The following is a 13,328-nucleotide window of genomic DNA, read 5'->3' as shown; positions in this document are numbered from 1 at the left end:
GCAGTGGTCCCGTGCCACCCGGCAGCGATCCCCCGATCGCGCCGGCAGTTCCTGGCACGGTACGACCCCCTTCGTTCGCCTCGCACCGCGTCCACAGAAGAGGCAGCACCCTGACTACGACTTTCCGAGACCTCGGAATCCTTCCCGAGACGGCCGAAGCCCTTGAGGCGGTCGGCATCGTCAACCCCTTCCCCATCCAGGAGATGACTCTCCCGGTCGCCCTGACCGGCACCGATGTCATCGGCCAGGCCAAGACCGGCACCGGCAAGACCCTCGGATTCGGTCTGCCGATCCTGGAGCGCGTCACCGTCCCCATGGACGTCGAGGCCGGCCGGGCCAAGCCCGAGCAGCTGACCGACGCCCCGCAGGCGCTCGTCGTCGTCCCCACCCGCGAGCTGTGCCAGCAGGTCACCAACGACCTGCTCACCGCCGGCAAGGTGCGCAACGTCCGGGTGCTCGCCATCTACGGCGGCCGTGCGTACGAGCCCCAGGTCGAGGCGCTGAAGAAGGGCGTCGACGTCGTCGTCGGCACCCCCGGCCGTCTGCTCGACCTGGCCGGCCAGCGCAAGCTCGACCTGTCCCACGTCAAGGTCCTCGTCCTGGACGAGGCCGACGAGATGCTCGACCTGGGCTTCCTGCCCGACGTCGAGAAGATCATCAACATGCTTCCGGCGAAGCGTCAGACCATGCTGTTCTCGGCGACCATGCCGGGTGCGGTCATCGGCCTGGCCCGCCGCTACATGTCGCAGCCGACGCACATCCGCGCCACCTCGCCCGACGGCGAGGGCGCGACCGTCGCCAACATCAAGCAGCACGTCTACCGCGCGCACAACATGGACAAGCCGGAGATGGTCTCCCGCATCCTGCAGGCCAACGGCCGCGGGCTCGCGATGATCTTCTGCCGCACCAAGCGCACGGCGGCCGACATCGCCGAGCAGCTGGAGCGTCGCGGCTTCGCCTCGGGCGCGGTCCACGGCGACCTCGGCCAGGGCGCCCGCGAGCAGGCGCTGCGCGCCTTCCGCAACGGCAAGGTCGACGTGCTCGTCTGCACCGACGTCGCCGCCCGTGGCATCGACGTCGAGGGCGTCACCCACGTCATCAACTACCAGTCGCCGGAGGACGAGAAGACGTTCCTCCACCGCGTGGGCCGCACCGGCCGCGCCGGCAACAAGGGCACCGCGGTGACCCTGGTCGACTGGGACGACATCCCGCGCTGGCAGCTCATCAACAAGGCGCTCGAACTGGACTTCCACGAGCCGGTCGAGACGTACTCCTCGTCCCCGCACCTGTTCGAGGAGCTGGACATCCCGGCGGGCACCAAGGGCATCCTGCCCCGCGCCGAGCGGACCCGTGCGGGTCTGGGCGCGGAGGAGCTCGAGGACCTGGGCGAGCCCGGCGGACGCCGTGCGCGCGGCCCGAAGAACGACCGGACCGAGCGGACCGAGGAGCGCCCGGAGCGGACGCGGACCCCGCGTCAGCGCCGGCGTACCCGTGGCGGCGAGCTCGACGCCACGGCGTCGACGGCCTCCGCGGCCCCGGCCGTCGAGACCGCGCCGGTGACGGACGAGGCGAAGGCCGAGTCCGGCCCGCGGACCCCGCGCCGCCGCCGTCGCACCCGCGTCGGCGCCCCGGGCTCCGCGCCGGTGACCCAGGCCGCCCAGACGGCTCCCGCCCAGGCAGCGCCTGCCGCGACGGTCGTCCAGGCCGAGCGCAGGGCTCCGGCCGCCCGGACCGTGGTCGAGGACGCCGCTCCGGCGCCCGTGGCCGAGACCGTCGTGGTCAAGGCCCCCGTCGTCGAGGCCCCCGTGGTCGAGGCCCCGGCCGCCGAGCCGAAGGCCCCGCGCCGCCGCAGCCGTACCGCCGCCCGTCCGGAGGCCGTGCGCACCGCCCCGGCCCCGGTGGCCCAGGAGCCGGCCCCGGCCCCGCGCCGTCGTCGTCCCCGAGTGGCCCGCCCGGTCGAGGACACCGTGTCGTTCCAGACGGTCGAGACGGCCGCGGCCGCCCTGCGTGCCGCGAAGGCCGCTCCGGTCGTCGAGGCGCCCGTCGTCGAGGCCCCGGCCGCCGTGGCGCCGGTCGTCGAGGCCCTGGTCGCCGAGGAGCCGAAGAAGGCTCCCCGCCGCCGTACCGCCAAGAAGGCCGTGGCGGAGCCGGTCGCCGAGGCCGTCGCCGCCGCTCCGGTGGTGGCCGAGCAGGTCGCGGCCGCTGTCGCGCCCGTCGTCGAGGCCGCCGCCCCGGTCACTGCCGAGGTTCCCGCGCCGCGTCGTCGCCGTGTGGTGCGGAAGGCCGCCGGTTCGCCGGTGACCTCCACCCCGGTCGTCGAGCCCGTCGTCGAGCCGGCGCCCGCGCCGGTCGTCGAGGAGGAGCCGAAGAAGCCCGCGCGTCGCCGTGTGGTCCGCAAGGCCGCCGGTTCGCCGGCCACGTCGACCGCGGCCGTGATCGTCACGGCCCCGGTCGCCAAGGCAGCCCCGGCCGTCGTCGAGGCCCCGGTCGTCGAGGCCGCCGCGGCCGTCGTCGAGGCGCCGGTCGAGGAGGCCGCCCCGGCCGTCGTCGAGGAGCCGAAGAAGGCTCCCCGCCGCCGTACCGCCAAGAAGGCCGTGGCGGAGCCGGCCGCCGTCGCCGTCGAGGCCCCGGCCGCCGAGGAGGCCCCGAAGGCTCCCCGTCGTCGCGCGGCCAAGAAGGCCGTCGCCGCCGAGGCGCCCGACGCCTCGGAGCCGAAGACGCCGACCCGTCGCCGTACGACGAAGAAGGCCGCCGCGGAGCCGGTCGCCGAGGCCGCCGAGGAGGCCCCGAAGGCCCCGCGCCGTCGCACCACCAAGAAGGCGGCGGCCGCTCAGCCCGAGAGCTGATCCCGCCCGACCTCACGACCGCGGCCCGGCCCCTGGAGAGGGGCCGGGCCGCGGTCGTGAGGTCGAGGGCGGACGCCGTGGGACAGGGACCCCGGGCCGGTCCCGGCGCGCACGGTTACAGTCCAGATATGAGCAAGCCCCGGTCCCTCGTCCTGCCGCCCGGCACCCGTGCCCACCACCTCGTGACCGCGCGGGGCGACTTCGCCGTGCTCGACACGGAGCCCCTGGGCGAGCGGCGCGGGACGGTGCTGCTTCTGCCGGGGTACACCGGCAGCAAGGAGGACTTCCTGGCCCTGCTCGGCCCGCTGAGCGAGGCCGGGTACCGGGCCGTGGCGGTGGACGGGCGCGGTCAGTACCAGTCCCCGGGCCCCCGCGGCCGGGCCGGATACCGTCGCAGGGCGCTCGCGCTCGACGCGGTGGCCCAGGCCTCGGCGCTCGGCGACGGCCCGGTCCATCTGCTCGGCCACTCGTTCGGCGGCCTGGTGGCCCGTGCGGCCGCCTCGCTCGCCCCCGCCGCCTTCCGCTCCCTCACCCTGCTCTCCTCGGGCCCCGGCCGGGTCGCCAGGCCGCAGCGCGTCCGGGTGCGCGTGCTGCGTGTCTCGCTCGCGTTCCTGCCGAAGGAGCGGGTGTGGCAGGCGATGTGCTGGCTCGACAGCCGGGGTGAGGAGCCGGACACCGACGACGCGCCGCAGCTCGCGGGCTTCCTGCGACGGCGCTGGATGCGGACCCGGATCGCGCAACTGGCGGGCGCGGGGCGGCTGCTGCTCAGCCGTCAGGACGGTACGGCGGACCTCGCCGCGCTGCGGATGCCGCTGCACATCGCGTACGGGGCGGACGAGATGGTCTGGCCCACGGCCGCCCTGGCGGCGACGGCCGCCCGCACGGGCGCGCACCACACGGTGGTGGCGGGTGCCGGCCACTCCCCCAACGTGTCGCACCCGCAGGAGCTGACGGACCGTCTCACCGGCTTCTGGGAGCGGACGGCGGCCCCCACCGGAGCGGGCAGCACCGCCCGCTGACCGCGGCCCCGTGGGCAGCCGTCAGAACTGCCCCTTGAGGTGCTGCCAGAAGCCGTCCCGCAGGGCGCGCCGGAGTGCGGCGTGGCCGCGCAGGGACCGGCTGAGGAGGCGCTCCGCCTCGACGAGCAGGTCCTGGTCGACGGCCCCCGGCAGATAGGGCGCGCCCGGCAGGAGCTCGGCGAGCCGGTCCCGGCCGCGTTCGCCGAGCCAGACCGCCGCGATCTGGGCGCCGACGAACCGCACCTCCTCACGGGACGGCGGCGGCTCGCCCTCGTTCTCGTACGTGGTGACGGGACGGCGGGTGACGTACGGGCGGCAGAAGTCGAGCTCGAAGGTGCGCTGGCTGTCGACCTCCCAGAGGAGCGCCTCGGCCTGGTTGCGGCCCTCGGCGGCCTCGATGCCCCAGAGGTGGACGCGGGCACCGTAGCCCTGGGCCGCCTCGACGGCCGACACGAGGTCCTCGTCGCCGCCGACGAGGGCGGCGTCGCTGATGGCGCGGTGGCGGGCGAGCGACTCCAGGTCGGTGCGGATCAGGGAGTCGACGCCCTTCTGCTGGTTGTTGGCGTTGAGGTTGCCGAGGCGCACCTTGACGTCGGGCAGCTCGGCGATGGCCTGCTGCTCGGGGGTGTGGATACGGCGTCTGGCCCCGTCGTACCAGTAGACGCGGAGCAGTCGGCTGTCGGCGAAGATCGTGCGGGCCTTGTCGATGAAGGCCTCGATGAGGCCTTCGGCGTCGAGGTCGAAGGAGCGCCGGTCCTCGGTTCCCGTCACCAGCAACCCGGCCGCAGCATGGACGTAACCCGCGTCGACGAAGATGGCGTGAGTGGAGGGGGTCTTGGCGACCTCGGCCAGCATCCGCTGGAGGAGCTCGTTGGTGCGCTCCAGGCGCGCGTCGAGTGCGCGCAGGCGGGCGTCGGTCTCGGTCACCTGAGTGGTGTCTGCGTCGTTCATACGCGGCTCATTCTCCGCCGCTCCGGGCCCGGCCGCCACACCCTCTACCCGCCAGTAGTTAGACATCCGAAAATTTTCCTTAGCGTAAGGAATGTTTGCAGGATGCATGTCGTTGGAGCCATACGTAACGCAGTTCTCCATCAGGAGGATCAACTCAGACGAAGGGAGAAGCCTGTGCGCTTCGAAATCCTGCGACTCGACGACATCGACGGCACGCCCGTCGACCGGACCGTCGTGGACGCCGCCTCCGTCAACCGGATCGTGCAGCAGGCCGCCTCGATCGGCCAGCGCATCTGGATCCGCCCCGCCGAGACCTCGGCCTCGTAACAGGCCCGGTCCACACCACGCACCGCGCCCCCGCACGGACTTCGCAAGAGCGGAATCCGTACGGGGGCGCAGTGGTGTCCGGGGGTCCGGCGCGTCAGGCGTTCTGGATCACCTGCGTGACGCCGTTGATGATCTGCTGCACCGCGATGGCGGAGAGCATCATGCCGGCGAGCCGGGTGACCAGGACGACGCCGCCGTCCTTGATGACCCGGATGATCAGCAGCGAGTACCGCATGGTCAGCCAGAGCACGACGTGCATGGCGACGATGGCGGCCCAGACGGAGACCTGCGCGGCCGCGCCGTCGGCGTTCTGGACGGCCAGGATGACCGAGACGATCGCGCCGGGGCCGGCGAGCAGCGGCATGCCGAGCGGCACCAGGGCGACGTTGACGTCCTTGGTCTGCTTGGGCTCGTCGGTCTTGCCGGTGAGCAGGTCGAGCGCGATGAGCAGCAGCAGGAGACCGCCCGCGATCATCAGCGCGGGGACGGAGACGTGCAGGTAGTTCAGGATCTGCTGGCCGAGCAGACCGAAGACGGTGATGACGCCGAAGGCCACGGCGACGGCCTGCCAGGCCATCCGGCGCTGCACCTTGGCCGCACGGCCGGAGGTGAGGGCGAGGAAGATCGGGGTGATCCCGGGGGGATCCATGATCACGAAGAGGGTCAGGAACAGCGAGCCGAAGACGGCGACGTCGAACACGGTGGGGTGCCTTGCGGGAGAGGTCGAACGGTGGGGTGTGGCCCGGCGGGCGGAATGTGGGATTCCGAAGGCAGGGCAGGAAGAGCGCCACCCCGCGTCACGGCACGGAGCCGTAAGGGGGCGGACCAGAAGAAGAGAAGCCGCCGGGCAGGCCGGGGACAGACCGCGCGGCCCGCACCCGGAACACGGGACAGCGGGCCACGGAGCGCGGCGGACCTCCCGGTGGGCCGGGAGACGGGTCCCGCGGCGAAGGTCCGGACCCCGTGGAGCCCGGCAGCCGGCGGCTAGGCGGCTGATCCCCCCGCGCCGGGGACCGGGAAGGCCCCCGCGGCTCGGCGGGTGATCTCGCCGTAGATCTCGGGGTCGGTCGTGTACTCGCCGAGACGGCAGGTCTTCCGGCTGCCGTGGTAGTCGCTGGAGCCGGTGGTCAGCAGACCCAGCTCCCTCGCGAGCCCGCGCAGCCGCGCCCGCGTCGCCTCGTCGTGGTCCATGTGGTCGACCTCGATGCCGTCGAGTCCGGCCTCGGCGAGCCGGGCTATCGAGGCCTCGGGCAGCACCTGGCCGCGCTTGACGGCGAGCGGGTGCGCGAAGACGGTGACGCCGCCGGCCGCCTTGACCAGGCGGATGGCGTCGATCGGGTCGAGCTCGTGCTTCTCTACGTACGCCCGGCCGCCGTCGGCGAGCCACGCGGGCGTGAACGCCCCGGACACGTCCGGTACGACCCCGAGCTCGACGAGCGCCTCGGCGATGTGCGGACGGCCCAGGGAGCCGTCACCGGCGATGCGGGCGACCTGCTCCCAGGTGACGGGGACGCCGAGCTCCTGGAGCTTGCCGACCATGGCACGCGCGCGCGGGACCCGGTCGTCGCGGACGAGCTCACGCTCGGCGAGGAGCGCCGGCTCCTCGGGGTCGAAGAGGTACGCGAGCATGTGCAGGCCGATGCCGTCGACCCGGCAGGACAGCTCGGCCCCGGTGACGAGGGTCAGCCCCTCGGGCAGTGCGGCGATCGCCTCGGCGTGGCCCCGGGTGGTGTCGTGGTCCGTCAGCGCGACGACGTCGAGCCCGGCGGCGGCCGCGTTGCGGACGAGCTCGGCCGGGGAGTCCGTACCGTCGGAGGCCGTGGAGTGGGTGTGCAGGTCGATGCGCACGACGCGGTACTCCAGGGCTTCGGCACGGACGAGGGACGCTCCAGCATAACGGGCGAATCGAACACGCCCGTACGGAAGGAGCCGGCCCGGCCGGCCGGGCGCACGTCAGCTCAGCAGCCTCGGCGTCAGCGCTCCGCACGGCAGGAGTTCGACCTCGGCGCCCGCGTCGCGCAGGTCCGTCAGGACCAGTTCGTCGTACATCAGGAGGCCGGACTGCTCCGGCCAGACGATCGCCCACAGCCAGAGACCTCGCGCCTCCCCCGCGAACACCGCGCGGTCCTGCGGGGCGCCGTTGACGTGCCAGAGCGGGGTCGGGCGGCCCGCGGCGAGGACCTTCGTCTGCGGGGGCTTGTCGATGGCCATGCCCGCACCGGGGTCGGGGCCGTCGATGCCGGCATACCGGGCGCCGAGCCCGACGCCGAGTTCCTCGGCGACCAGGAGCAGCTCGCCGATGCCGCCGAGCGGTCCGGGGCCCGAGCAGGCGACGGCGGTCGCGCGTCCGCCGCTGCGGTCGTCACCGGCGTACGCGACTCCGGTGAAGAGCCAGCCGACGGGCAGGGGCCACGGCATCCACACCGGCACGTGGGACCGGTGCACCACGACACCGAGGGCCTCGACGCTGGGCGGGATCACGGGCTGGAGCGGGTGCACCGAGCCGTGCACGTCGCACTGCCAGGAGTCGGCGAACAGCCCCGGCGCCCTGACCCGGCCACCACACTTCGGACAACTGGGTTCGCCCCTCATAGGGCTCAACGGTCCTACCACCGGGGCCCCGCGTCAAGGACGATCACCGACGATCACCCGTCCGGCCCGTGGCGTTCACCTCCTGCCACTCCCGAATATAGATGTAGCTTGCACTCATTAGTCGCTCTAACTTATTCTGTGTATATCGCAACCATCTCGGCGCGGAGGAGCGGCACCATGGAGAGAGCAGAAGAGAACGCCGGCGGAGGCAGCATCCTGCGTCAGCCACCGGCCGTCTGGGCCACTGCCGGCGCGTCCGTCGTCGCCTTCATGGGCATCGGCCTCGTCGACCCGATCCTGCCGTCGATCGCCCAGGGCCTGGACGCGACGCCCAGCCAGGTGTCGCTGCTCTTCACCTCGTACTTCCTCATCACCGCCGTCGCGATGCTGGTGACCGGCTTCGTCTCCAGCCGCATCGGGGGACGCAGGACCCTGCTGACCGGGCTCGCGCTGGTCGTCGTCTTCGCCGCCCTCGCCGGCACCTCGGACTCCGTCGGCGAACTCGTCGGCTTCCGGGCCGGCTGGGGCCTCGGCAACGCACTCTTCGTCTCGACCTCGCTCGCCGTGATCGTCGGCGCCGCGGCCGGCGGCAGCGCGGCCGCGATCCTGCTCTACGAGTCGGCACTCGGCCTCGGCATGGCCTGCGGGCCGCTGCTCGGCGCCGTGCTCGGCGACGCCAGCTGGCGCTACCCCTTCTTCGGCACGGCCGCGCTGATGGCGATCGGCTTCCTGTGCATCGCGGTCTTCCTCAAGGAGCAGCCCAAGCCGGCCCGCAGGACCTCGCTGCTCGACCCCATCCGGGCGCTGGGCCACGGCGGACTCGCCTCGGCCGCGGCGGCCGCGTTCTTCTACAACTACGCCTTCTTCACGGTGCTCGCCTTCACCCCGTTCGTACTGGACATGACGCCGTACAAGTCCGGTGCGGTGTTCTTCGCCTGGGGTGTGCTGCTCGCCGTCTTCTCGGTCCTGGTCGCACCCAGGCTCCAGCGGCGCTTCGGCTCGCTCACCGTCCTCGGCGGCTCACTGGTGCTGCTCGCGGTCGACGTGGTGGTGCTCGGATACGGCGATCACACGACCGCGATCGTCTGCACCGTCCTGTCCGGCGCGTTCATCGGCGTCAACAACACCGTCTTCACCGAGCTCGCCCTCGGCGTCTCGGACGCCCCGCGCCCGGTGGCCAGCGCGGGCTACAACTTCGTCCGCTGGTTCGCCGCGGCCGCCGCCCCGTACTTCGCCCCGAAGATCGAGGAGTGGAGCGACGTCCACATGCCGTTCGTGGTGGCGGGCGTGGCCGCGGCGCTCGGCGCCGTGGTCGTCCGGGTCCGCCGCGACGCCCTCACCCTCGAAGCCCGCGAACTGGCCCCGAAGCACGCCACGGAGGACGGCGTCGGCGTCTTCGCCGGCTGAACCCCGGGACACCGCGCCGGCCCCCGGGAAGGCCACGGCGGCCGGGGCGGCGGTCCGGCACCGGCCCCGAGGACGGGACGGACGCGCCGTGGCCGGTTTGCCCCGGGAGACGCGGGCAAGACGGACCCCATGAGAGGCATCGACTCCGTCATAAGAACCGTGGCCCGCGTCCTCGCCGGAATCCTGGTCGTCTGGATCGTCCTGGACCTGCTCGACGCCAATCGGGGCAACACCGTGGTCGGCTGGTTCCACAGCGCCGCCGACTGGCTCGCCGGCTGGTCGATCGGACTCTTCGGCGTCTCCCAGCACACCCTTCAGGTACTGCTCGACTACGGCATTCCGGCGATCGTCTACGTGGTGATCGCCAACCTCGTCGCCAGCAGGACCGTCACCCGGACCTGAACCGGAGAAGCCCGCCGAGCGGAACGCCTTCCGGCCCGGGGTTCCCTCAGTCCAGATTCACGGACCTGCGCAGCGGATCGCGCAGGTCCGTGCCCTGCGTCAGCCAGCGTTCCTCCAGGGCCTGTGCCCCGTGGACCCGCTTCCACGCCGCCTCGTTCGAGGTCATCGGGAGCAGCGGCAGGAACCGCACCGGGTCCATCGGCTCGTCGAGCTCCAGGTCCTCGACCAGACCGCCGGACTCGGCGACCAGGACCGAGCTGAAGGCGGCGCCCGGCCAGAGCGGGTCGCCGACGTCGAGCGAGGCTCCCGCCGCCACGATGACGCCCTCGACCTGCGGGGTGGCGGCGAGGACCGCGAGCGGGCGCAGCACCTTGTCGGTGTCGGCGAGGCCGGCCCGTACGGTCAGGACGAGCTCGGCGCGCGGCCCCTTGACCGGGTCGGCGAGCGCGGCGGTCGGGTCGGCCATCGGCTGTGCGGACATGCCGAGGGTCGCGTACCGCACGAGGTCGCCGTCGATGAACCGGAGCACCTCGATCCGGTCCGTGCCGAGGAACGTCACCGCGGCCCGCGCGTCCGGTTCTCCGAGGGCTGTCCGCAACCGCGCCTCGACCAGAGCAAGAACTTCTCCCATGTCCTGAGCATAAAGCGCGTATGGAACGGGCAAAGGAAGGGATTGACCCTCAGTCGGCTGATAGTCTTGGCCGCTGGTCGGGAGTCCCGAACTCCCGACTACTCGTCACACGTCATCCCTCACGAGGGACCGGCCGGAGGAGGTGGGGCTGCGATGGACCGAAGTCGATCGGGCAGTACCAGCCGCTCTTCCGCCCCGCACCCGAGCCCGGTGCGTACGTACTTCCGGTGATTCCCGGCCCGTATCCGTACGGACCCGCCTCTCCGGCATCTCGCACGACGGAAGAGCATCTCGCCTTTGCCTGTCTGTAGCGAACGCCGTCACCGCGACCTCTCGGTGCCGCCCGCTTTGTGGACGACGTAGCTCCACGTCCCCATTCCGGGCTGTTCCACGCTCGCCGACGGCTTCTCCGTGAAGGAGCATGCCCATGTCGATGATCCGTGACCTGCGCGCCGCCGTCCGTCCGAGCCTGCGGCACCCCCTGCGCAAGACCCCCACCACGTACACCTCGTACGACCCCACCCGCGACCACACGGCCTCCAGCGCCGTCGTCGACTGCGCCGTCTACCGCGACGGACGCCGCATCGACGACCGCGAGTGCCTCACCCCGCGCGGCGCCATGAGCCAGGTGCGGGAGAGCGGCGGCTTCGCCTGGATCGGCCTGCACGAGCCGACCGAGGCCGAATTCGCCGGTATCGCCGCCGAGTTCGGGCTGCACCCGCTCGCCGTCGAGGACGCCGTCCACGCCCACCAGCGGCCCAAGCTGGAGCGGTACGACGACACCCTGTTCACCGTGTTCAAGACGATCCACTACGTCGAGCACGCCGAACTCACCGCGACGAGCGAGGTCGTCGAGACCGGCGAGGTCATGTGCTTCACCGGCCCCGACTTCGTCATCACCGTCCGGCACGGCGGTCAGGGCTCCCTGCGCAACCTCCGGCACCGCCTCCAGGGCGAGCCCGAGCTGCTCGCCAAGGGGCCCTCCGCGGTGCTGCACGCCCTCTCCGACCATGTCGTCGACGGCTACATCGCGGTCGCCGACGCCGTCGAACTCGACATCGACCAGCTGGAGATCGACGTCTTCTCACCGGCCGCGAAGGGCTCGACGCGCGGTACGGACACCGGCCGGATCTACCAACTGAAGCGTGAGGTACTGGAGTTCAAGCGGGCCGTCACGCCGCTGCTCCGCCCGATGCAGCTGCTCTCCGAGCGGCCGATGCGGCTGGTCGACCCCGACATCCAGAAGTACTTCCGGGACGTCGCCGACCACCTCGCGCGCGTGCAGGAGCAGGTCGTCGGCTTCGACGAACTACTCAACTCCATCCTCCAGGCCAACCTGGCGCAGGCGACCGTCGCGCAGAACGAGGACATGCGCAAGATCACCTCGTGGGCGGCGATCGTCGCCGTCCCCACCGCGGTCTGCGGCGTGTACGGCATGAACTTCGACCACATGCCGGAGCTGCACTGGAAGTACGGCTACCCGATGGTGCTCACCGGCATCGTCGCGATCTGTTTCACCATCCACCGCACGCTGAAGCGCAACGGCTGGCTGTGACCGCCCGGGGGCTAGGCTTCGGGCCATGACTGAAGAGCTGCTCGGGTCCGCCCTCGTCGAGGAGGCCACCAAGAAGTCCGGCCTGGTGTGGGTCCGCGGCACCGGCCCGGCCCGCGCGCTCTGGCACGTCTGGTTCGACGGCGCCGCGTTCGTCGTCGGCGACGGCCCCGGCGAGCAGCCGCTGCCGGGCCTGGTGGACGGCGGGACGGCCGAGGTCACGGTCCGCAGCAAGGACAAGGGCGGCCGTCTCGTCGCCTGGACGGCCGCCGTGCGCGAGATCGCCCACGGCAGCGAGGAGTGGGACGCGGCGGTCGCCGAGCTGAAGGGCAAGCGGCTCAACGCACCCGACGGCGAGGCCATGACGGGCCGCTGGGGGCGCGAATGCCGGGTCCTGCGACTCGACCCCCGGTCCTCGACCACGGAGCTGCCGGACGGCTCCCTGGCGGCCGTACCGCTGCCCTCCGCGGCCACGACCCGCGACCCGGTGCCCTCCGGTCTCCCCAAGCTGCTGCTCAAGCGACGCAGGCGACGCTGAACCGGGGCCGGGTCCGCAGGCGCCGCCGTCCGGGACCGGCGCCGCGGAAGCGGGCCCGGGATCAGGTCCTCGGCAGCTGCTTGCCGTAGTCGAGGGTCTCTTCCTTCGACGGCTCGGTGAGCGGGAAGTCCTTGTTCCACTCGGAGAGGACCACCAGGCCGGCTCCCCCGCCCCGCGCGAACTGCAGCGGGTACGGGTCCCCCTGCAGCGCCACGTCGAGGGTGCCGCCCTCGCCGTCCGCGCCGCCCTTGACCTTGACCGTGCGGATCCCGCCGATCTGGTCCCGGTCGCCCTTGACCTTCTCCCCGTGCAGCCCGGTCAGCCCGGTCAGCAGCAGGTCCATGTCGGTGAAGCCGCGCAACTGCTTGTACGCGGGGTCGCCCTGCGGCACCTTCACGTACTTGTCGTCGAGCTTGTCGGCGGCCTCGGCATCCGCCTCCGTCGGCTTGTCGCCGCCCTCGGCCCCGTGGGACCAGAAGTCCGCGTCCGCCTTCAGATAGAGCGCCTCGCCGACCCGCAGCAGCTCGAAGGTGCTGTTCTTCGTCGTCACCGAGCCGGAGGCGCCGTCCTGCTTGAGGCGCATGTTCAGCTTGAAGGTGTCGCCCTTGCTGACGAGGGTGCCCGAGAGCCGTACCGCCTTCGCGGTGTCCGCGGCGGTCCGTGCCTTGCCCTCGATCTCGGCTGCGGAGAGCTTCCCGACCCCGTTGGTCCCCTCGTCCGGATCGGCGGCACAGGCCGTCAGCCCCACGGTCAGACCGGCGCAGAGCGCGAGCGGCGCGAGGGCCCGGTGGATACGCGACGACGCGGCACGAACGGCCATCAGCGCTGCCTCTCATGTCGTGGGGGACACGGACCGCGGCCCGTACGGGGGACCCGGGGCGGCGGCCTTCTGTTCTGCCAGTTCTGCCGGGTGGGAGGGCCGGCGTGCCGGTGGGGACGGCAGACCGCAGCGTACCCGGGACGGGTGACGCGCCCGGCAGCAGCCGTACGGAGGCGCTGCCGGGGCGGGGCGGAACGGCACGGGCTAGCCTGAACCCGGCAAAGCTCGGCAATGACTCGAATC

General features: G+C 72.4%; 13 protein-coding genes. 7 read left to right on the top strand and 6 right to left on the bottom strand.

Annotation, left to right across the window (positions count from 1 at the left end; all coding sequences use genetic code 11):
• Window positions 1-203: 203 nt before the first annotated feature.
• Together IF00_RS0122375 and IF00_RS0122370 are read left to right on the top strand one after the other, a co-directional pair.
• Window positions 204-2,846, top strand: a complete 2,643-nt coding sequence (locus tag IF00_RS0122375; RefSeq protein ID WP_030320725.1) for a DEAD/DEAH box helicase — start codon at window positions 204-206, stop codon at window positions 2,844-2,846.
• A 128-nt stretch (window positions 2,847-2,974) separates the two neighbouring features.
• On the top strand, window positions 2,975-3,865 hold the full coding sequence (locus IF00_RS0122370) for an alpha/beta fold hydrolase (protein ID WP_030320724.1): 891 nt from the start codon (window positions 2,975-2,977) through the stop codon (window positions 3,863-3,865).
• Between the two features lie 21 nt (window positions 3,866-3,886).
• Here IF00_RS0122370 and IF00_RS0122365 read toward each other — a convergent pair whose 3' ends face one another.
• Window positions 3,887-4,816 (bottom strand): NYN domain-containing protein, encoded by a 930-nt coding sequence (locus IF00_RS0122365; protein ID WP_030320723.1) that lies wholly within the window; start codon window positions 4,814-4,816, stop codon window positions 3,887-3,889.
• 174 nt (window positions 4,817-4,990) lie between these two features.
• Here IF00_RS0122365 and IF00_RS45115 point away from each other — a divergent pair, with 174 nt between their 5' ends.
• Window positions 4,991-5,143, top strand: coding sequence for a hypothetical protein (locus tag IF00_RS45115; protein ID WP_086024648.1), 153 nt, complete (start codon window positions 4,991-4,993; stop codon window positions 5,141-5,143).
• A gap of 94 nt (window positions 5,144-5,237) precedes the next feature.
• On the opposite strand, the gene IF00_RS0122355 is transcribed toward IF00_RS45115, so the two are convergent.
• From IF00_RS0122355 to IF00_RS0122345, 3 genes are all read right to left on the bottom strand, one after another.
• Window positions 5,238-5,843, bottom strand: coding sequence for a MarC family protein (locus IF00_RS0122355; RefSeq protein ID WP_030320722.1), 606 nt, complete (start codon window positions 5,841-5,843; stop codon window positions 5,238-5,240).
• A gap of 284 nt (window positions 5,844-6,127) precedes the next feature.
• Entirely contained in the window at window positions 6,128-6,991 is an 864-nt protein-coding gene (locus IF00_RS0122350) for a PHP domain-containing protein (protein WP_030320721.1), read from the bottom strand.
• A 105-nt stretch (window positions 6,992-7,096) separates the two neighbouring features.
• Window positions 7,097-7,735, bottom strand: coding sequence for a DUF6758 family protein (locus tag IF00_RS0122345; protein ID WP_030320720.1), 639 nt, complete (start codon window positions 7,733-7,735; stop codon window positions 7,097-7,099).
• A 177-nt stretch (window positions 7,736-7,912) separates the two neighbouring features.
• Between IF00_RS0122345 and IF00_RS0122340 the strand changes: the two genes are divergently transcribed.
• Together IF00_RS0122340 and IF00_RS0122335 are read left to right on the top strand one after the other, a co-directional pair.
• Complete coding sequence (locus IF00_RS0122340; protein WP_030320718.1) at window positions 7,913-9,142, top strand: MFS transporter; 1,230 nt, start codon at window positions 7,913-7,915, stop codon at window positions 9,140-9,142.
• Between the two features lie 129 nt (window positions 9,143-9,271).
• A complete protein-coding gene (locus tag IF00_RS0122335) occupies window positions 9,272-9,544 on the top strand; it encodes a hypothetical protein (protein ID WP_030320717.1) in 273 nt (90 codons plus the stop codon).
• 46 nt (window positions 9,545-9,590) lie between these two features.
• On the opposite strand, the gene IF00_RS0122330 is transcribed toward IF00_RS0122335, so the two are convergent.
• Window positions 9,591-10,175: a suppressor of fused domain protein gene (locus IF00_RS0122330; protein WP_030320716.1), complete on the bottom strand. Its 585-nt coding sequence runs from the start codon at window positions 10,173-10,175 to the stop codon at window positions 9,591-9,593.
• Window positions 10,176-10,602: 427 nt separating this feature from the next.
• On the opposite strand from IF00_RS0122330, the gene IF00_RS0122325 reads away from it, so the two are divergent.
• Both IF00_RS0122325 and IF00_RS0122320 read left to right on the top strand, forming a co-directional pair.
• A complete protein-coding gene (locus tag IF00_RS0122325; RefSeq protein WP_030320715.1) occupies window positions 10,603-11,730 on the top strand; it encodes a magnesium and cobalt transport protein CorA in 1,128 nt (375 codons plus the stop codon).
• Window positions 11,731-11,755: 25 nt separating this feature from the next.
• Window positions 11,756-12,265: a hypothetical protein gene (locus IF00_RS0122320; RefSeq protein WP_030320714.1), complete on the top strand. Its 510-nt coding sequence runs from the start codon at window positions 11,756-11,758 to the stop codon at window positions 12,263-12,265.
• A 61-nt stretch (window positions 12,266-12,326) separates the two neighbouring features.
• Here IF00_RS0122320 and IF00_RS0122315 read toward each other — a convergent pair whose 3' ends face one another.
• Window positions 12,327-13,085 (bottom strand): hypothetical protein, encoded by a 759-nt coding sequence (locus IF00_RS0122315; protein WP_030320713.1) that lies wholly within the window; start codon window positions 13,083-13,085, stop codon window positions 12,327-12,329.
• Window positions 13,086-13,328 lie beyond the last annotated feature (243 nt).

The organism is Streptomyces flavochromogenes (assembly GCF_000717595.1).
Taxonomy (GTDB): Bacteria; Actinomycetota; Actinomycetes; order Streptomycetales; family Streptomycetaceae; genus Streptomyces; species Streptomyces flavochromogenes.
The sequence above is the reverse complement of the archived record's forward strand: the minus strand, read 5'-3'. Positions and strand labels throughout refer to the sequence as shown.